Below are 17,843 nucleotides of genomic sequence, written 5' to 3' on the forward strand. Positions count from 1 at the left end.
TTCCCGGCACGTGGCGCGGCCGGGAAGGGCTGTGGGGGGCCCGGTGCTTCGCAGGACGCACGGCGCTCGCGGCCTGCTGGGCGCGAGCGTACCGATCGGCGATCCACAAGACGGACATAGCGGTATCAACTTTAGAACACCCCCTATTTCCCCGCCTTATGGGACAATAAGTGTGGCGAAGGGGAGTCGTCGGCCCGCTGCCTCCCCCGTGGACGCGGGCGAAGGGAGAACCGTGAGGCGCGTGTCGGACGGACCGCCTCTCGACCCGGCGGTACCCGCGCTGCTCGCCAAGGTCGGAAGGTACCCGCAGCACCACGGCGGGCTGGGTGTCGTACGCACCCTCGGCCGGTCGGGCGTCACCGTGCACGCCGTCGTCGAGGACCGCCTCACCCCGGTCGCGCTCTCCCGCCACCTGTCCCGCGCGTTCGTCCGGCCGACCACCGGCCTGGAGGAACCGGACGCGCTCGTCGCCGTCCTGCTCGCCATCGGCCGGTCCGTCGCCGCACCCTGCGTCCCGGTACCCACCGACGACGAGGCCGCGATCCTGTTCGCCGAACACGCCGACGTCCTCTCCGAATGCTTCCTGCTGCCCCCGGTGCCCCCCGGGCTGCCGCGGCTCCTGGCCGGAAAGGCGACCCTGCACGCGATCTGCGAGGAACTGGGTGTCGGCTCGCCCCGCAGCCGGGCGCCCGCCGACCGCGACGAACTCGTGGACGCGGGCCGGGAACTGGGCTTCCCCGTCGTCCTCAAGAACCGCGACGCGTGGACCAGGCTGCGCACCCCCGCCGTGGGCAGCACCACCGCGATCCGCGACGAGCACACCCTCCTGGCCCGGTTCCCGCCGGGCGCGCTGCCCCCCGTCCTGGTCCAGGAGTACATCCCCCGGGAGGACGCCGAGGACTGGATCACCCACCTGTACTGCGGCGCCGGCGGCGCGCCCCGGGTCGTGTTCACCGGCCTGAAGCTGCGGTCCTGGCCGCCGCACGCCGGGGTCACGACCCGGGCCGTGGCCATGGACAACCCCGCCCTCGGGACGCTGGCGGCGGACCTGTGCCGCCGGATCGGCTACTGCGGTGTGGCGGACCTCGACTGGCGTTACGACGGCCGCGACCGGCGCTACAAGCTGGTGGACTTCAACCCGCGGACCGGCGCCCAGTTCCGGCTGTTCGAGAACGTGCACGCGGTGGACGTCGTCCAGGCCCTGCACCTCGACCTGACGGGCCGTGACGTGCCGGCGGGCCCCCAGGCCGACGGGCGGGTGTTCGTGGCCGGCCAGCTCGACCTGCCGTCGGCGGTGGCCTCCCTGCGCGAGGAGCACCGGGTGCCGGCGGGCCTGCTGCCGGCGGCGGGGACCGAGCGCGCCTGGCTCAGCGGCGACGACCCGCTGCCGGCCGTGGCCGAGGCGGTCCGCTTCCTCGGCACGGTCGCCCGCCGGGTCGGCCGTGACGTGCGGGCCAAGGCCGTGGGCGGCCGCGTCTGACGGCGCGGACGGGCTCCGGGGGAGCCGGCTGTCCGCCCTTGCCCCGGCCTGGCTTTTCGCGGCCGGATAGGCTCACCATCGTGGAGTCGCAGGAGATGAAGAGTCGTCGGCCCTGGGTGGTGGGGGTTTCGGGGGCGTCGGGTACGCCGTACGCCGCCGCCGTGCTGAGGGGGCTGCTCGACGCGGGGGAGAGCGTCGACCTCGTCGTGTCACGGGCCTCGCGGCTCACGCTGCTCGACGAGACGGGGATCTCCTTCCGGGACGCCCACTGGCGCGAGGACCTGGCGGCCTGGCTGGCGCGGGGCGCCGACGGGAAGCCGGACACCTTCGTCGTCTCCGGCGCGCTGGACGACGTGCGGTACTGGGCGGCCGGGGACCTGGCCGCGGGGCCGTCCTCCGGTTCGTACCCGGCGAAGGGGATGCTGGTGGTCCCGGCCTCGACCGCCGCGGTGGCGGGAATGGCGCTCGGACTCTCGAAGGACCTGCTCCAGCGGGTCGCGAGCGTGACGCTGAAGGAACGGCGGCCGCTGGTGGTCGCCGTGCGGGAGACCCCGCTGAACGGCCAGACGCTGCGGCACATGGTGACGCTGGACGAGGCGGGCGCCGTGGTGCTGCCCGCCTCTCCGGCGTTCTATGCGGGGGCGACGCACATCCAGGATCTGGTGGACTTCGTCGCCGGGCGGGTGCTGGACGCGGCAGGGGTGCCGCACCGGCTGTACCGCCGTTGGGAGGGAGAACTCGGTCGTGGGAGTGCTTCCCAGCGGAACGAGGGGGACTCCCGTTCTGATTAGCGCTTCTTGGCGTGCTTCTTCGCGGCGCGCTTCGAGGCGGCGGACGGCTGGTGGGCACGCGAGCGGTTGGCCAGGTCCTGAAGCTCGCGCATGCGTGCGTAGGCCATCTCGATCGTGTACACGGTGAACACCACTCCTGAAAGATCGTCTTTGATCTGCTGAAAGATTCACAGGGCGTCTCCCCTGTGTACCTTAGATTCTATACCTAAACTCGCGGTATCGCTGGACAATGGAAGGTTCTTCTCTATGGACGCCGTGGACAGGCAGCTCATCCAGGCCCTGCGTGAGAACGGCCGTGCCTCGTACGCCGAGCTCGGCCGGCTCGTCGGGCTCTCCGGCCCCTCGGTCACCGACCGCATCAACCGCCTCGAGGCGGCGGGGGTCATCACCGGCTACCGCGCCACCGTCGACGCCGCCTCGCTCGGCCTCGGCGTCACCGCCCTGATCGGCATCTCCCTCTCCGACGCCGCCGACCACGAGGACGTGGCCCGCCGGCTCAAGGACCTCGCCGAGATCGAGGACTGCTGGTTCATCGCCGGCGACGACTCGTTCATGCTCAAGGTGCGCGTCAACGACGTCGACGGCCTGGAGAAGACGATCCGCCGGCTCTCCGGCACCAAGGGCGTCTCCCGCACCCGTACGACGATCGTGCTCTCCACCAAGTGGGAGAACCGGGTCGGAGAGCTCCCCGAGGAGGACTGACGCGCAGCGGCGATGGGGGTACCTCCCGCCCTGAAGACAGGGGAGTACGGTGGTCAAGCTTGAATGACGGAGACAAAGGGAGGCGGCCGTATGGACGCGGGGCTCAAGCGTGAGCTGGAGCAGAAGGTCCGGGACGGTGAGCGGCTGAGCCGTGAGGACGGCATCGCCCTGTACGAGTCCGACGACCTCGCCTGGCTCGGCGGTCTGGCCCACGAGGTCCGGACCCGCAAGAACGGCGACGTGGTCCATTTCAATGTCAACCGGCATCTGAACATGACCAACGTCTGCACCGCCTCCTGCGCCTACTGCTCCTTCCAGCGCAAGCCGGGTGAGAAGGACGCGTACACCATGCGCATCGAAGAGGCCGTGCGCCTCGCGAAGGCGATGGAGAACGAGAACCTCACCGAGCTCCACATCGTCAACGGGCTCCACCCCAACCTGCCCTGGCGCTACTACCCGCGCTCCCTCTCCGAGCTCAAGAAGGCCCTGCCGAACGTCTCCCTCAAGGCGTTCACGGCCACCGAGATCCACCACTTCGAGACGATCTCCGGGATGTCCGCCTCCGACATCCTCGACGAGCTCATCGAGGCCGGTCTGGAGTCGCTGACCGGCGGCGGCGCCGAGATCTTCGACTGGGAGGTCCGCCAGCACATCGTGGACCACCGCACCCACTGGGAAGACTGGTCCCGGATCCACCGGCTCGCCCACTCGAAGGGCCTCAAGACCCCCTCGACCATGCTGTACGGGCACATCGAGGAGCCGCGCCACCGCGTGGACCACGTGCTGCGGCTGCGCGAGCTCCAGGACGAGACCGGCGGCTTCCAGGTCTTCATCCCGCTGCGCTACCAGCACGACTTCGTGGACATGCAGGACGGCAAGGTCCGCAACAGGCTCCAGGCGCGCACCACGATGGCCACCGGCGCCGAGGCGCTGAAGACCTTCGCGGTCTCCCGGCTGCTCTTCGACAACGTCCCGCACGTCAAGGTCTTCTGGGTCATGCACGGCGTCCAGACGGCGCAGCTCGCGCTCCAGCACGGCGCCGACGACATGGACGGCTCGGTCGTCGAGTACAAGATCACGCACGACGCCGACAACTACGGCACCCCGAACAAGCTGGGCCGCGAGGACCTGCTCGAACTGATCCGGGACGCCGGCTTCCGCCCCGTCGAGCGGAACACCCGCTACGAGATCATCCGCGAGTACCCGGGCCCCGACCCGGACCGCCGGGAGACGCCGCAGGCGATGCGGTTCTGACGCAGGACGAGGAGGGGCCGGCGGGAACACCCGCCGGCCCCTCTTCTCACGCCCTGCTCAGGCCCTGATCAGCGCGATGGCGCCCCGCCCGTGCCCCGCTCACGCCTCCGAGTGCTCCACCGGGATCCACAGCTCCGCGCGAGCCGTCGTCCAGTCCTCCGAGGGACGGACGCTCAGCAGCTCGGGGCCGGGCCGGCTCGCGTACGGGTTGGACGGGAACCACTGGGTGAAGACGTCCCGCCACAGGTACTGGAGCGCCTCCGGATACGGGCCGTCGTTCTCGAAGACCGCCCAGGTGCCGGCGGGCACGTCGAGCGCCTCGAACTCCTCCGGGACCGCGCCGCCGCCGACCACCCCGTGCCAGTAGTCCAGCTCGGCGCCCTCCTCCCGGCTGTCGCTCAGGTGCGTGACCGCCGAGACGACGCCCTCCGGCCGCCCGTCCGACAGGCGGGCGAGCCGGTCCAGGGCCTCCTGCCCGATGGACCTGATGTGCGCGGCGATCGCCGGGTTCTCCCCCTCGTGGACCAGGGGGACCCGGGCCCCCCGTCCGATGATCCGGAAGGCGTCCTTCTCCACGATCCTGTACCGCATGGTGCTGTTCCCTTCGACGACGAGGCGGAAGGACATCCGCGGCTGGGAGCGCAGCGCCGCGCCGCTCCGGCGGGCCTCCCCGGGGCCGACGCCGTGCACCGCGCGGAACGCGCGGGCGAACGCCTCCCCGGAGCCGTAGCCGTAGCGGACCGCGACCTCCAGCAGCGTCCGCTCCCCGGCGAGCACCTCGGCGCCCGCGACGGTGAGCCGCCGGCGCCGTACGTACTCCGACAGGGGCATCCCCGCCAGCGCCGAGAAAAGCCGCCGGAAGTGGTACTCCGAGGTCGTCGCGATCCGGGCGAGCTCGGCCGGGTCGAGGTCGCCGCGGAGGCGCTCCTCGATGTGGTCGAGTGCCTGGTTCAGCCGCTCCAGCACGTGGTCCGTCCTTCCTTTTCCGTGTCCTCACCGTAGGAAGGGCGGGCCGTCGGGGACCCGGCAATCCGTGCCCGTTCCGGTCGGGTCACCTCAGGGGCAGCAGCATGATGATGTCGTCGCGGTCGTCGCCGGGGGCGACACGGATGGCGTCGGGGACGCGGCCGACCTCCTTGTAGCCGCACTTGGCGTAGAAGGCGTCGACACCGATGCCGCCGCGGCAGGTGAGGCGGATGGCCTCGACCTGCGAGAAGCCGTCCGCGGTGCGGGCGGTGTGCTCGACGGCGGCCATGAGGTCGGCGCCGTAGCCCTTGCCCTGGTGGGCGGGGTGGACCATGACGGTGTAGACCCACACCCAGTGCGTCATGAGGCGGTGGGTGTTGAAGGTGAAGAACGCGGTGGCGGCGACCCTGCCGTCCTCGTCACGGCCGACGAGCAGGCGGGTGCCGCCGCGCTCCATCGCGACGAGGTGCTGGAGCAGCGCGGGGCGGATCTCGTCGGGGGTCACGGGAGGGACGAAGCCGACCGCTCCGCCGGCGTTGGAGACATCGGCCCACAGGGCGAGGACGCCGTCGCGCAGAGCGGCGTCGACGGCCGGGTCCACCTCGAAGGTAAGGGTCATAGCTCAAGCTTATCTATTACGAAGTGGGACGCTCAAGGGCTCACGGCCCCCTGGATCGCGCCCCGGTCCCCGCATCCCGGCCCCCGCGCCCCGGTGGCCCCGGCGGCATGGGGGTCCAACCCCGCTCCCGGCGGACACCCCTCCCCGTGCTTCACTGGGGGGACGCTCGTCCCGTATGGGATCTTTTTGGAACGGAAGAGTGGACTGACATGTTCCGCTACACCCTGATGCGGCTCGGGATCTTCGCCGGGTGCTTCCTCGCCCTGTGGGGCCTCGTCTACGTCGGCGTGCTGCCGCGCGGCCTCGGCGACTCGAACCTGTTCTGGGTCCTCGTCCTCTCCATCGTCATCTCCGCCCCCCTCAGCTTCGTCCTCCTGCGCAAGGTGCGGGACGAGGCGAGCGCCGAGGTCGTGGCGCGGGTCGACCGGGCCAAGGACCGCCTCGCCGCGAACCGCTCCCAGGAGGACGCGCTCTAGCGCTCCAGTGCCGTAGCGCCGCAGTGCCGCTCTGGTGCCGCGGCGCCCGCGTAAAGGCTGCGTAAGCTTCATCACAGACCCGTACCAACCCGGACACCCCAGCCGGAGCTTCCAAGGCTCCCGCCTGGGGTGTTCTGCGTTTCAGAGGCGGCGAGCGGCTTTCACGACCCAAAGAATGGCTTTGAGGTTCTCAAAGTTCAAGTGTTAACGTGTTCGACATGACGACAGCAGTGCGCCCCTCTCATGCCGCGAGCACCCCGCTCGTGGCGCGCCTGCACGTCGATCTCTGCCGCTGTATGTCCGCGGTCTGTTGCCGCGAGCTCTGACCTCCCCGGCATCATGCAGCGGCCCGCGCCCGAGCGCGTGCGAGCCGCACCCCCGTCCCCGTATTGCCCCGATACGCACCTGTGGAGTGTGTCTGTGTCCGCGTCCGCGACGCCCGAGACGAAGTCCCCGGCTTCCTCCCGCATACCGAAGGTCCCGTTCTGGGCCCAGATCATCGCCGGTCTCGCCCTCGGCGCCCTGCTCGGCTGGATCGCCCGCAGCCAGGACGTCTCCTGGCTCAAGGAGACCCTCGGCCAGATCGGCGACATCTTCGTCCAGCTGCTCAAGCTGGCCGTCGCTCCGCTCGTGTTCTTCGCGATCCTGGTCTCGATCACCAACCTGCGGAAGGTGAACAACGCCGCCCGGCTCGCCACCCGCACCCTGCTCTGGTTCATGATCACCTCGCTGATCGCGGTCGGCATCGGCCTCGCGATCGGCCTGATCACCAACCCGGGCTCCGGCACCGGCCTCACCCCGCAGGACGGCAAGCTGCCGAAGCGCGAGGGCTCCTGGATCGACTTCCTCACCGGCATCATCCCGACGGACGTCATCACGCCCTTCACCGAGCTGAACGTCCTCCAGATCGTCTTCATGGCCGCCGTCGCCGGCATCGCCGCCCTCAAGCTCGGCGACCGCGCCAAGCCGATCCTCACCCTCTCCGAGTCGATCCTGGAGCTGCTCCAGAAGGCCCTGTGGTGGGTCATCCGCCTCGCCCCGCTCGGCACCGTCGGCCTCATCGGCTTCGCCATCGCCGACTACGGCTGGGACCTGATCGGCAAGTACGCGACCTTCACCGCCGACATCTACGTCGGCTGCGCCCTGGTCCTCTTCGGCGTCTACCCGCTGCTGCTCGCCACGGTCGCCAAGGTCAACCCGCTCCACTTCTTCAAGGGCGCCTGGCCGGCCATCCAGCTGGCCTTCGTCTCCCGCTCCTCGGTCGGCACCATGCCGGTCACCCAGAAGGTCACCGAGCGCCTCGGCGTCCCGAAGGAGTACGCCTCCTTCGCCGTCCCGTTCGGCGCCACCACCAAGATGGACGGCTGCGCCGCGATCTACCCGGCGCTCGCCGCGATCTTCATCGCGCAGATCTTCGACGTGCAGCTCGGCATCGGCGACTACCTGCTCATCGCCTTCGTCTCCGTCATCGGCTCGGCGGCCACCGCCGGCCTCACCGGCGCGACGGTCATGCTCACCCTCACCCTCTCCACCCTCGGCCTCCCCCTGGAAGGCGTCGGCCTCCTCATGGCGATCGACCCCATCCTCGACATGATGCGCACCGCCACCAACGTCGCAGGCCAAGCGCTGATCCCGGTGATCGTCTCCGCCCGCGAGAAGATCCTCGACCACACCGCGTACGAGAACGCCTCGGCCTCCCCGATCGACGACCTCGTCGAGATCGGCGAGACCGACCAGAAGGTCGCGGTCACGGCAGCCGCCTGACCCGTCCGACGCGTACGGCCCCGTACGCCCGCGTGCCCTCTGCCCCTCGTCCGGGCAGGGGGCACGTACGCTTTCGCGGGGCATCCGGTGGATCTTGGGACAGGGGTGGTCGCCATGGCCGAGGGGGCGAGGGCGCGGCGGTTGCCGCGGGCCGTGCGGGAGCGGCAGATGGTGGACGCGGCGGTGCGGTGCTTCGCGCGGCACGGGTACCAGACGGCGTCGATGGACGAGATCGCCGAGTTGGCGGGGGTGTCGAAGCCGCTGGTGTACCTGTATCTGAACTCGAAGGAGGAGCTGTTCACCGCGTGCATCCGGCGGGAGGCGGGGGCGCTGCTGGCGGCGGTGGCCGCGGGGGTCGAGGACCGGAGCGTGCCGGTGGACGTGCGGCTGTGGGCGGGGCTGCTCGCGTTCTTCACGTACGCGGCGGAGAACCCGGACTCGTGGGTGGTGCTGAGCCGGCAGGCGCGGACGCAGGGGGAGCCGTTCGCGACGGAGGCGGCGCGGATGCGGGACGAGATCGCGGACTTCGTGGCCGGGCTGATCGGGGAGGCGGCCCGGGAGGCGGAGGGCGGCGCGGAGATCACCGGGCGGGACGTGGACGCGCTGGCGCAGGCGCTGGTCGGGTCCGCCGAGTCGCTGGCGAGCTGGGCGAACGAGACGCCGGGGGTGTCGGCGCGGGAGGCCGCCGCGACGCTGATGAACTTCGCCTGGGCCGGGCTGGGAAACCTCATGAAAAGCGAGCGCTGGTCTCCCCGTTGAGCCTTACCGCACAGTAAGGTTACCGGCTAGTCAGGGCATCGCAGGGCGCAACGTACCGACGCACGACCTCAGTTCATCGCGATAACCGAGGAGCCGCACGTGTCCGTCGTCACCGCCGCATCCGGGACCGAACCCGTCGAGCCGCACAAGACGCTGGTGGACGGGCGGGTGCGGGAGGTGTCCCTCCCCGCGCTCGTCCCCCTCGTGCGGCGCGGCTCCCTCGCCGACCTGCCGTACGACAACGCCCGCCAGGAGCCCGGGGCCCCGCTCTTCTCCCGCAAGGGGCCCGATGGGGAGTGGTGCGACGTGACGGCCTCCGCCTTCGCCGCCGAGGTCCACTCCGTCGCGAAGGGGCTCATCGCCCACGGCCTGCGGCCCGGCGACCGGCTCGCCCTCATGGCCAGGACCACCTACGAGTGGACCCTGCTCGACTTCGCCGCCTGGGCCGCCGGACTCGTCACCGTCCCCGTCTACCCGACCTCCTCCGCCTTCCAGACCCGCTGGATCCTCCAGGACTCCGGCGCCGCCGCCTGTGTCGTCGAGGATCCCGCGCAGGCCCGGCTCGTCTCCGCCGAGCGGCGGCAGCTCCCCGGCCTCGCCCACCTGTGGGTGCTGGACTCCGGGGCCGTCGACCAGCTGCGCGCGGCCGGGGCGCGGGTCGCCGACGAGGCCGTCACCGCCCGCCGGGGCCTGCTCACCCCGGAGACCCTCGCCACCCTCATCTACACCTCCGGCACCACCGGCCGGCCCAAGGGCTGCGCCCTCACCCACGCCAACTTCTTCGCCGAGGTCGACAACGCCGTCCGGCTGCTGCACCCCGTCTTCGTCTCGGAGAGCAAGGAGCCCGCCGCCACCCTGCTCTTCCTGCCGCTCTCCCACGTCTTCGGGCGGATGGTGTCCGTCGGCTGCGTGCGCGCCCGGGTCCGGGTCGGGCACGCCCCCTCGGTCGAGGGCGAGGAGCTCCTCGCCGACCTGGCGGGCTTCCGGCCGACGTTCCTCCTGGCCATCCCGTACGTCCTGGAGAAGGTCTTCAACACCGCCCGCGCCACGGCCGAACGCGGCGGGAAGGCCGCCGCCTTCGACCGCGCCGCGCGGGTCGCCCGCCGGTACGGGCAGGCGGCGTCGCCCTCGCTCGGCCTGCGGGCCGCCCGGGCGCTGTACGACCCGCTGGTCTACCGCCGGATCCGGAACGCGCTCGGCGGCCGGGTGAAGTACGTGATCTGCGGCGGCTCCCCGCTCGGCGCCCGGCTGGCCGAGTTCTTCGCGGGCGCCGGCGTCGAGGTCTTCGAGGGGTACGGCCTGACGGAGACCACGGCCGCCTCCACGGTCACCCCGCCGCAGCGGCCGCGCACCGGCACCGTCGGCTGGCCGCTGCCCGGGACGGCCGTCCGGATCGCCGACGACGGCGAGGTGTGGCTGAAGGGCGGTCATGTCTTCGCCGGGTACTGGGACGCCCAGCGCGGGGTGGCCCTGCCGTACACCGACGACGGCTGGTTCCCCACCGGGGACCTCGGCTCGCTCGACGACGACGGCTATCTGCGGATCACCGGCCGCAAGAAGGACATCGTCATCACCTCGGCGGGGAAGAACGTGGCTCCGGCCCCGCTGGAGGACTGGCTGCGCGCCCATCCGCTGGTGGCCCAGTGCATCGTCCTCGGTGACAACCGGCCGTACGTCTCGGCCCTCGTCACCCTGGACCACGAGGGTCTGGCGCACTGGCGGCGGATGCGCCGCAAGGACCATCTGGCGCTCTGGGAGCTGACCCGGGACGAGGAGCTGCTCGGCGCGCTCCAGCGGGCGGTCGACGACGCCAACCGGCTGGTGTCGCGGGCCGAGTCCATCCGCGCCTTCCGGGTCCTGTCCACCGAGTTCTCCGAGTCCTCCGGCCATCTGACGCCGTCCTTGAAGCTCAAACGGCGGGCGGTGCTGCGGGACTTCGCCCGCGAGATCGAGGAGATGTACGGCGCCGGTGCCGAATAGGCGTCAGGGCCAGAGGAGTTCGCTGGTCCAGCCGTCGGTCGTGCGGCGGTAGCGGAGGCGGAGGTGGCGGCGGCGGGCGTCGCCCTGGAAGAACTCGACCTCGGCGGGTTCGAGGACGTACAGCGTCCAGGTGGGGGCGGTGGCGTCCGGTTCGGCCTCGGCGCGGCGCCAGGCCGCCTCGCTCGCCGCGGCGAGGGTCCCGGGGGAGTCGAGGACCTCGCTCTGGCGGCCGACGAGGGCCGAGGCGAGGGCGCCGGTGGTGCGGGCGTGGAGGTCCTCGTACGCCTCTTCGGGGGTGCCGGTGGTGACGTGGCCGCGGACGCGGACCTGGCGGCCCCGGACCGGCCAGTAGAAGCCGAGCGCGGCCTCGGGTCGGGCGGCGAGCTGGCGGCCCTTGGCGCTGGTGGCGTGGGAGGCGAAGTGCCAGCCGCGCTCGTCGGCGTCGTGCAGCATCACCGTGCGGACGTCGGGCCTGCCGTCCTCGTCCACGGTGGCCAGGGAGAGGGTGTGCGGCTCGGTCTGGCCGGCCGCGACCGCCTCCGTGAACCACTCGTGGAAGAGGGCGAGGGGCTCGGGCGGGGCGCCCGCCGGGTCGAAGGAGGGGAGTTCGGTGTCCCAGACCCGCAGGGAGCGGAGGGCGGCGTGGAAGTCGGTCATGCCGCAACGGTAGGGCGCGGGGCGGCGGCGCCGGCGGTGGGCACGGTGTAGTCCTCGATCGGGACGGCGTTCGCGGCCGCCTGGATGCCGTCGCGGATCTTCTTGGCGATGAGGTTCTTCCACGGGGTCTTCGGCAGGGTCCGCACCATGAACATGCGCAGGGCGATCTTCCACTTGGAGCCGACGGTCATCTCCTTGACGAAGCCCTCGGCCATCCGCTGGTTCTGCTCGACGCCGGGCCGCATCCGCTCCTCGTAGCGGGCGAAGGCCACCGTGTGGTCGCCGTGGGCCCTGGCCAGTTCGCCGGCGAGGACGTACGCGCCGGTGAGGGCGAGTCCGGTGCCCTGGCCGGAGGCGGGGGAGGAGCAGTGGGCGGCGTCGCCGAGCAGGACGACGCGACCCTTCGACCAGCGGTCCATCTCGACGAGGGACATGGAGTCGAGGTAGAAGTCGTCGGCGTCGGCCGCGTGCCCGAGGAGGCGGGGGATCTCCCAGCCGTCGCCGGTGAACCGGTCGGTGAGGGCGCGCTTCTGGGCGGTGACGTCGCGGGGGTCGTGGGGGAGTTCCTGGGGCGAGGAGAAGATGAAGAGGTTCTTGGCGTCGCTCTCGCCGGCGGAGCTGTAGACGCAGACGAGCTTTCCGGGGAGTGCGTGGTACGTCTCCCAGCGGTCCAGGCCCAGGTGGTTGGGGGCCGTGAAGATGGAGATGTACGCGCCGAGGTGGCGCTTGAACCGCTCCTCGGGGCCGAAGGCGATCTTCCGGGTGTGGGAGTGGAGTCCGTCGGCGCCGACGACCAGGTCGAAGCGGCGGACGGTGCCGCTGTCGAAGGTGACGGTGACGCCGTCGGCGTCCTCCGCGAGGGCGGCGATCGAGTCGTCGAAGAGGTATTCGACGTCGTCGCGGGTCCGGTCGTGGAGGATGCGGGCGAGTTCGCCGCGCATGATCTCGTCGTCCTCCTCGACGCGTCCGCCGAAGATGTCGGCGGGCAGTTCGCCGATGGTGCGGCCGCTGGAGTCGACGTACGAACCGCCGCGCATGTCGGTGGACTCGGCCCGGATCTCGTCGAGGATGCCCATCCGGCGGCAGACCTCGATGGCGGTGCCGCGGATGTCGACCTTGTAGCCGCCGGTGCGGAGTTCGGGGGCGCGCTCGACGACGGTGGGGACGAAGCCGTAGCGGTGGAGCCAGAGGGCGAGGGCGGGGCCGGCGATCGAGGCGCCGGAGATCAGGACGGTCTTGGCGGCGGTCGGCGCGGTGCGGTTCTCGGTGCTGTTCACGGCGGGACTCCTTGTCGGGTGTCTGCGGGCTGTCTCCCTGCCCGCAGACATGACTATACGGATGTCCTACACGGTTGTCTATGACGCTTGTATAGATTCTTCGGAGGGAGCGGGCGTGCTCAGCCGCGCCCCAGCACCACCGTCCCCGAGGAGCAGAACCAGCCCCCCGTCCCCGAGGCCACCGCCAGCTCCGGCAGCGAGCCGTCCGGGCGTCGCACCTGAAGTCCCGGTGCCTCCCCGCGCAGCTGCCGGACCGCCTCCACCAGCAGGAACAGCCCGCGCATCCCCGGGTGGCAGGCCGAGAGCCCGCCGCCGTCCGTGTTCACCGGCAGCCGGTCCTTCTCCGCGAAGAAGGCGCCGCCCTCGCCCTTCGCGCAGAACCCCAGGTCCTCCAGGGTCACCAGGGTCATGTAGGTGAAGGCGTCGTAGACCTCGGCGACGTCGATGTCCGCCGGGGTCACCCCGGCCCGCTCGAACGCCAGCCGGCCGCTCACCGCCGCCGGGGAGACGGTGAAGTCCTCCCACTCCGACATCGTGGTGTGCGAGGCGTGCTCGCCCGTGCCCAGCACCCAGACCGGGGCCGTACGGCAGTCCTGGACGTACTCCTCGGCGACCAGCAGCACCGCGCAGCCGCCGTCGCTGCGCAGGCAGCAGTGCAGCTTGGTGAACGGGTCCGCGATCATCGGCCCGTCGAGCACCTCGTCCACGGTGACCGGGTCCCGGAACATCGCCTCCGGGTTGAGCGCCGCGTTCGCGCGCGCCTGGACGGCCACCTCGGCGAGCTGCTCCAGGGTGGTCCCGTACTGGTGCATGTGGCGGCGGGCCGCCATCGCGTACTTGGCGATCAGGGTGTGCCCGTACGGGACCTCGAACTGGAGCGGGCCGCGTGCGCCGAACGAGAGGTTCGCGGTGCGGCGCCGGGCCCGGATGTCGGCGCGGGCGGTGGAGCCGTAGACGAGCAGGACCGCGTTCGCGTGGCCCGCGGCGATCGCGTCGGCGGCGTGCGCCGCCATCACCTCCCAGGTGGCGCCGCCGACGGCGGTCGAGTCCACCCAGCGGGGGCGCAGGCCCAGGTACTCGGCGACCTCCACCGGGGCGAGGGTGCCGAGCCCCGCCGAGGCCAGGCCGTCGATCAGCGAGCGGTCGAGGCCGCTGTCCGCGAGGGCGCGGCGGGCGGCCTGGGCGTGCAGGGCGTAGGGGGTGGCCTCGTCGACGCGGCCGCAGTCGGAGAGGGCGACCCCGGCGACGGCGACGCGGCGCGGGCCGCAGGGGGTGCTGGAGGCGGTGGACATGAATCTGACGGTACATCAGATTCTGTGAATCCGGACCGGCGCTTCTCTGGGCAACCCACCCCGCACACGCCTAGCATGACGCACCGTCAGATACGGAGGGAGCCCCATGGACGCGCCCGACAGCACCTCGCCCGACAGCAGCCCGCCCGCCGCCAAGGCCGCCGCCCCGCTCTCGGCCCCGCTCACCGAGGAGCAGCAGGAGATCCGCCGCACCCTGCGGGACCTCCTCGCCGAACGGGCCGGGCCGCACGAGAACCGCGCGGCCACCGCCACCCCCGAGGGGTACGACACCGCGCTCTGGGCCCGGATGTCCGGCACCCTCGGCCTCGCCGGCCTCGCCCTCCCCGAGGAGTACGGAGGCGTCGGCTGCGGCCCCGCCGAACTCGCCCTCGCCTGCGAGGAGACCGGCCGCGCCCTCGCCCCCTCCCCGCTCCTCGCCACCACCGTCCTCGCCGCCCCGCTCCTCGCCGCCCTCGGCACCCCCGCCCAGCGCGCCGCACTCCTCCCGTCCCTCGCCGACGGCAGCCTGACCTGCGCCCTCGCCGTCCCCGGCGGCTCCCTCGCCCTCGCCCTCGGCCTGACCGGCGACAACACCGCGGACGACTGGTCCGGCGGCGGCCGGGCCGGCGGCATCCAGGCCCGCCCCGCCGACGACGGCTGGCGGCTGTACGGCGAGGCCGCCCAGGTCGTCGACGGCCACAGTGCCGGACTGCTCCTCGTCGCCGCCCACACCGGCGGCTTCGCCCGCAGCCGCACCCTGCTCTTCCTCGTCCGGGCCGAGCCCGGCACCCCCGGACTCGTCCGCACCCGGCAGCCCACCCTGGACCTCACCCGCACGCAGGCCACCGTCCAGTTCCGGGACACCGCCGCCGAACTCCTCGGCGAGGAACCCGCCGACGTCCTCGGCGCCCTCGCCGCCGCGGGCCGGGCCGCCGCCGTGATGCTGGCCGCCGAGGCCGTCGGCGCGGCCCGGGAGGCCCTGGACCGCACGGTCGCCCACGTCGGCTCCCGCGAGCAGTTCGGCCGGCCCGTCGGCTCCTTCCAGGCGGTCAAGCACCGGCTCGCCGACCTCTACGTCCAGGTCGAGGCGGCCCGCTCGCTGACCCACTGCGCGGCGCGCGAACCGGGCCCCGGGCCGGAGAGCGGGCCCCTCGCCCTCGCCCACGCCCTGGAGGCGCTGCGCGCCACCGCCGGGGAGAGCCTCCAGCTGCACGGCGGCATCGGCTTCACCTGGGAACACGAGGCGCACCTCTACTTCAAGCGGGCCGCCTCCGACGAACTGCTCTTCGGGCCGGTCCGGCGGCTGCGCGCCCGGGCCGCGGAACGGACCGGACTCTTCGGAGAGGTGGCGGCGTAGATGCCCGTCGGAGTGAGACTGATGCAGAAGGTGTCCTCGACCAGGGCCTTCGCCAAGGTCGCCCCGCACGTCATCCCGGCGATGGACCGGACCGTGCACCGGCTGACGCGGGGCAAGGTGCTCCTCAGCGCGCGGATGCTGCCCGGGGTGATCCTGACCGCCCGCGGCGCCAGGACCGGACAGCCCCGGGTGACCCCGCTGGCCTGCATGCCGGAGCCGGCCGGCGGCTGGCTCCTGATCGGCTCCAACTTCGGCCGCCCCGGCCACCCGGCGTGGACCGCGAACCTGCTCGCCCATCCGGAGGCGGAGGTGAACTGGCGGGGCGAGGACGTGCCCGTCCGGGCGGAGCTGCTCACCGGGGCGGAGCGGGCGGCCGCCTGGCGGTCGGCGCTGGAGTTCTGGCCGCCGTACGCCACGTACCAGGCGCGGGTGGAGCGCGAGATCCGGCTCTTCCGGCTCACCCGGAGGTGAGGCCCGGCGGGTCCTCGCCGGCTCCGGACGGCTCCGCGGCCCGCTCGGGGGCTGCTCCGGACGGGGCTCCGGGACGGCTCTGCGGCCCTGCTCCGCACCCGCTCCGGACACGGCGACGCCGACGGCGGTCCGTGGGGGCGGGCCGCCGTCGGCGTCGACGACAGGACGGGTGAAGGGGTGGGTGGGGCTATCTGGTCGGCTTCTTGCCGGTGATGCCCAGATGGACCAACAGGGCGAGGTTCGGCTTGAGTTCGGCCTGCTTGACGCCCCAGGTCTGGAAGCCCTTCTGGTGGCCGGCGACCGCGGCCAGCATCGCCACCAGGGAGCCGGCCATGGCGGCGGGGCTGACGTCCTTGTCGACCTTGCCCTTGGCCTGGAGCTCCTTCACCGCGTCCGTGAGGGAGTTGGTGACCGAGTTCAGGATCTTCATGCGGATCTTGTAGAACCGCTTGTCCCCCTCGGCGGCGCCGAGGTCCACGACCCGCAGGATCGCGTCGTGCTTGCGCCAGAAGTCGAGGAAGCCTTCGACGAGTTCCTCGGAGGTCTGCCAGCCGGCCTTGCCGACCCAGGAGCGGCCGGAGACCAGTTCGGTCAACCCGGCGCCCTCCTTGGCCATTTCCTCTGCGATCTCGAGGACCGCTCCCTCGACGTCCGGGAAGTACTGATAGAACGTCGCGGGTGAAGTACCCGCCTTCCGGGCCACATCGATGACCTTGACGTCCCGGTAGGGCGAGGAGCTGAGCATCTCACCGAGGCAGTCGAGCAGCTTCTGCCGCGTCGCCTGGCCGCGTCGTCCGGCCACGCGGCCGTCGACGGTGCGTACTTGTCCTGTCATGCCGTCAGCTTACCGAGGGGCGATCGGCGCGCGATTCGGCCGAGTGCAAATGGGGTGCGGGCCTGTTCCGGCAGCGTTCTGCGAGGTCGGCACGGGTGTGCGGGCCGGGGCGGAGGGGCGGGTTCAAGCCAGCTTGCGGGCGTTCTCGAGCGGGCCGGGGGAGTCCCGCACCCGAATAGGCTTATGAACAGCCTGTGGACAACTTCGGTGGACAACCCAGGTATCCCAAGGGCCGCGGGGCCGTAAAGAGCCGATAAATCGCCACTCTGTTCGCATTTCGATGCGTGCGGGCCGTGCGGGGGTGCCCCCGCCGTCCTAGCGTGGAGGCATGGCCGTACGCACTGAGGGCACCCCCTGCTGGGTGGACGCACAGCTCCCCGACCTGGAAGCGGGCAAGCGCTTCTACGGCGAGCTCTTCGGCTGGACCTTCGACCCCGACCGCGACGAGGCCCTCCTCGACGGGCGCCGGGCCGCCGGACTCGTCCCGAAGCGGGACGGCCGCATGCCCACCACCTGGACCCTCTACCTCGCCACCCAGAACGCCGGCACCCTCTCCAGCCGGATCAAGGCCGCCGGCGGGCAGATGGTCATGGAGCCCTACCCCGTGGGTCCCTTCGGCGTCCTGGCCCTCGCCGCCGACCCCGGCGGCGCCGTCTTCGGCCTCCGCCAGGCCGGCGACGACGACGGCTTCGCCGTCACGAACGAACCGGGCGCCTTCTGCTGGATGGAGGTGTACACCCGCAGGCCGGACGCCGTCGACACCTTCTACGCCACCGTCTTCGGCTACCTCGGCCGCCAGGCCGACGCCGCCGAGGAAGGCAGGGACGCCTCCTTCGACTACCGCGTCTGGTCGCCCCCCGGCTCCCGCCCCGGCGACGACAGCGCCTTCGGCGGCCGCGCCGTCATCACCGACGACTTCCCCGCCGAGATGCCCGGTCACGTCCTCGTCTACTTCGCCGTCCACGACTGCGACGAGGCGTGCGCCGTCACCGAACGCCTCGGCGGCCGGGTCGCCACCCCGCCCTTCGACACCCCCCACGGCCGCATCGCCGTCCTCCACGACAACCAGGGCGCCCGTTTCGCGGTTCTCGCCGAGCCGAGAACCCCCGCGGAACCCGCTCACGAGAGCTGACCGTTCGCCGCCGAAATGACCTGTGACACCC

General features: G+C 72.0%; 18 protein-coding genes. 11 read left to right on the forward strand and 7 right to left on the reverse strand.

The genetic code is table 11. From position 1 onward, the window contains the following. The first annotated feature begins 241 nt into the window (after nucleotides 1–241). The gene (locus ACFVZH_RS27225) at nucleotides 242–1,480 is read left to right on the forward strand and encodes an ATP-grasp domain-containing protein (protein WP_384901181.1); all 1,239 of its coding nucleotides are present in this window, start codon (nucleotides 242–244) and stop codon (nucleotides 1,478–1,480) included. Nucleotides 1,481–1,575: 95 nt separating this feature from the next. Next, on the forward strand, nucleotides 1,576–2,271 hold the full coding sequence (locus tag ACFVZH_RS27230) for a UbiX family flavin prenyltransferase (protein ID WP_384901308.1): 696 nt from the start codon (nucleotides 1,576–1,578) through the stop codon (nucleotides 2,269–2,271). Here the strand turns inward: ACFVZH_RS27230 and ACFVZH_RS27235 are convergent. Further along, a complete protein-coding gene (locus ACFVZH_RS27235) occupies nucleotides 2,268–2,405 on the reverse strand; it encodes a hypothetical protein (protein WP_384901183.1) in 138 nt (45 codons plus the stop codon). The genes ACFVZH_RS27230 and ACFVZH_RS27235 overlap by 4 nt on opposite strands. A gap of 112 nt (nucleotides 2,406–2,517) precedes the next feature. Here ACFVZH_RS27235 and ACFVZH_RS27240 point away from each other — a divergent pair, with 112 nt between their 5' ends. Further along, complete coding sequence (locus ACFVZH_RS27240) at nucleotides 2,518–2,973, forward strand: Lrp/AsnC family transcriptional regulator (RefSeq protein ID WP_384901184.1); 456 nt, start codon at nucleotides 2,518–2,520, stop codon at nucleotides 2,971–2,973. Nucleotides 2,974–3,063: 90 nt separating this feature from the next. Further along, complete coding sequence (mqnE, locus tag ACFVZH_RS27245; protein WP_384901185.1) at nucleotides 3,064–4,227, forward strand: aminofutalosine synthase MqnE; 1,164 nt, start codon at nucleotides 3,064–3,066, stop codon at nucleotides 4,225–4,227. A gap of 99 nt (nucleotides 4,228–4,326) precedes the next feature. On the opposite strand, the gene ACFVZH_RS27250 is transcribed toward mqnE, so the two are convergent. Next, complete coding sequence (locus tag ACFVZH_RS27250; protein ID WP_384901187.1) at nucleotides 4,327–5,193, reverse strand: GyrI-like domain-containing protein; 867 nt, start codon at nucleotides 5,191–5,193, stop codon at nucleotides 4,327–4,329. 85 nt (nucleotides 5,194–5,278) lie between these two features. Then, complete coding sequence (locus ACFVZH_RS27255) at nucleotides 5,279–5,812, reverse strand: GNAT family N-acetyltransferase (RefSeq protein WP_384901189.1); 534 nt, start codon at nucleotides 5,810–5,812, stop codon at nucleotides 5,279–5,281. Between the two features lie 209 nt (nucleotides 5,813–6,021). Between ACFVZH_RS27255 and ACFVZH_RS27260 the strand changes: the two genes are divergently transcribed. From ACFVZH_RS27260 to ACFVZH_RS27275, 4 genes are all read left to right on the forward strand, one after another. Beyond that, entirely contained in the window at nucleotides 6,022–6,288 is a 267-nt protein-coding gene (locus ACFVZH_RS27260) for a DUF4229 domain-containing protein (protein WP_384901191.1), read from the forward strand. Between the two features lie 420 nt (nucleotides 6,289–6,708). Then, nucleotides 6,709–8,052, forward strand: a complete 1,344-nt coding sequence (locus tag ACFVZH_RS27265) for a dicarboxylate/amino acid:cation symporter (RefSeq protein WP_384901192.1) — start codon at nucleotides 6,709–6,711, stop codon at nucleotides 8,050–8,052. A gap of 114 nt (nucleotides 8,053–8,166) precedes the next feature. Beyond that, a complete protein-coding gene (locus tag ACFVZH_RS27270; protein WP_384901194.1) occupies nucleotides 8,167–8,811 on the forward strand; it encodes a TetR/AcrR family transcriptional regulator in 645 nt (214 codons plus the stop codon). Between the two features lie 99 nt (nucleotides 8,812–8,910). After that, nucleotides 8,911–10,791 (forward strand): AMP-dependent synthetase/ligase, encoded by a 1,881-nt coding sequence (locus ACFVZH_RS27275; RefSeq protein ID WP_384901195.1) that lies wholly within the window; start codon nucleotides 8,911–8,913, stop codon nucleotides 10,789–10,791. A gap of 3 nt (nucleotides 10,792–10,794) precedes the next feature. Here ACFVZH_RS27275 and ACFVZH_RS27280 read toward each other — a convergent pair whose 3' ends face one another. The 3 genes from ACFVZH_RS27280 to ACFVZH_RS27290 form a co-directional block, all read right to left on the reverse strand. After that, the gene (locus ACFVZH_RS27280) at nucleotides 10,795–11,448 is read right to left on the reverse strand and encodes a pyridoxal 5'-phosphate synthase (protein ID WP_384901197.1); all 654 of its coding nucleotides are present in this window, start codon (nucleotides 11,446–11,448) and stop codon (nucleotides 10,795–10,797) included. After that, on the reverse strand, nucleotides 11,445–12,725 hold the full coding sequence (locus ACFVZH_RS27285) for an FAD-dependent monooxygenase (protein WP_384901199.1): 1,281 nt from the start codon (nucleotides 12,723–12,725) through the stop codon (nucleotides 11,445–11,447). The genes ACFVZH_RS27280 and ACFVZH_RS27285 overlap by 4 nt, the downstream gene beginning before the upstream one ends. Nucleotides 12,726–12,844: 119 nt before the next feature. Beyond that, nucleotides 12,845–14,017, reverse strand: a complete 1,173-nt coding sequence (locus tag ACFVZH_RS27290; protein ID WP_384901201.1) for an acetyl-CoA acetyltransferase — start codon at nucleotides 14,015–14,017, stop codon at nucleotides 12,845–12,847. Between the two features lie 106 nt (nucleotides 14,018–14,123). On the opposite strand from ACFVZH_RS27290, the gene ACFVZH_RS27295 reads away from it, so the two are divergent. Next, a complete protein-coding gene (locus tag ACFVZH_RS27295) occupies nucleotides 14,124–15,374 on the forward strand; it encodes an acyl-CoA dehydrogenase family protein (protein ID WP_384901203.1) in 1,251 nt (416 codons plus the stop codon). Next, on the forward strand, nucleotides 15,375–15,845 hold the full coding sequence (locus tag ACFVZH_RS27300) for a nitroreductase family deazaflavin-dependent oxidoreductase (RefSeq protein WP_384901204.1): 471 nt from the start codon (nucleotides 15,375–15,377) through the stop codon (nucleotides 15,843–15,845). A 187-nt stretch (nucleotides 15,846–16,032) separates the two neighbouring features. Here ACFVZH_RS27300 and ACFVZH_RS27305 read toward each other — a convergent pair whose 3' ends face one another. Next, nucleotides 16,033–16,680, reverse strand: a complete 648-nt coding sequence (locus ACFVZH_RS27305) for a TetR family transcriptional regulator (protein ID WP_384901205.1) — start codon at nucleotides 16,678–16,680, stop codon at nucleotides 16,033–16,035. Nucleotides 16,681–17,008: 328 nt separating this feature from the next. On the opposite strand from ACFVZH_RS27305, the gene ACFVZH_RS27310 reads away from it, so the two are divergent. Beyond that, nucleotides 17,009–17,812 carry a VOC family protein gene (locus ACFVZH_RS27310; protein WP_384901207.1) on the forward strand — a complete coding sequence of 268 codons (804 nt, stop codon included), beginning with the start codon at nucleotides 17,009–17,011 and terminating at the stop codon, nucleotides 17,810–17,812. Nucleotides 17,813–17,843 lie beyond the last annotated feature (31 nt).

Source organism: Streptomyces sp. NPDC059534, from assembly GCF_042743475.1.
Classification (GTDB): Bacteria; Actinomycetota; Actinomycetes; order Streptomycetales; family Streptomycetaceae; genus Streptomyces.

Coding starts and splice junctions, on each gene's coding strand:
- ACFVZH_RS27230 (WP_384901308.1), top strand. CDS start 1,576: ATGAAGAGTCGTCGGCCCTGGGTGGTGGGGGTTTCGGGGGCGTCGGGT.
- ACFVZH_RS27240 (WP_384901184.1), top strand. CDS start 2,518: ATGGACGCCGTGGACAGGCAGCTCATCCAGGCCCTGCGTGAGAACGGC.
- mqnE (WP_384901185.1), top strand. CDS start 3,064: ATGGACGCGGGGCTCAAGCGTGAGCTGGAGCAGAAGGTCCGGGACGGT.
- ACFVZH_RS27255 (WP_384901189.1), bottom strand. CDS start 5,812: ATGACCCTTACCTTCGAGGTGGACCCGGCCGTCGACGCCGCTCTGCGC.
- ACFVZH_RS27260 (WP_384901191.1), top strand. CDS start 6,022: ATGTTCCGCTACACCCTGATGCGGCTCGGGATCTTCGCCGGGTGCTTC.
- ACFVZH_RS27270 (WP_384901194.1), top strand. CDS start 8,167: ATGGCCGAGGGGGCGAGGGCGCGGCGGTTGCCGCGGGCCGTGCGGGAG.
- ACFVZH_RS27280 (WP_384901197.1), bottom strand. CDS start 11,448: ATGACCGACTTCCACGCCGCCCTCCGCTCCCTGCGGGTCTGGGACACC.
- ACFVZH_RS27290 (WP_384901201.1), bottom strand. CDS start 14,017: ATGTCCACCGCCTCCAGCACCCCCTGCGGCCCGCGCCGCGTCGCCGTC.
- ACFVZH_RS27295 (WP_384901203.1), top strand. CDS start 14,124: ATGGACGCGCCCGACAGCACCTCGCCCGACAGCAGCCCGCCCGCCGCC.
- ACFVZH_RS27300 (WP_384901204.1), top strand. CDS start 15,375: ATGCCCGTCGGAGTGAGACTGATGCAGAAGGTGTCCTCGACCAGGGCC.
- ACFVZH_RS27305 (WP_384901205.1), bottom strand. CDS start 16,680: ATGACAGGACAAGTACGCACCGTCGACGGCCGCGTGGCCGGACGACGC.
- ACFVZH_RS27310 (WP_384901207.1), top strand. CDS start 17,009: ATGGCCGTACGCACTGAGGGCACCCCCTGCTGGGTGGACGCACAGCTC.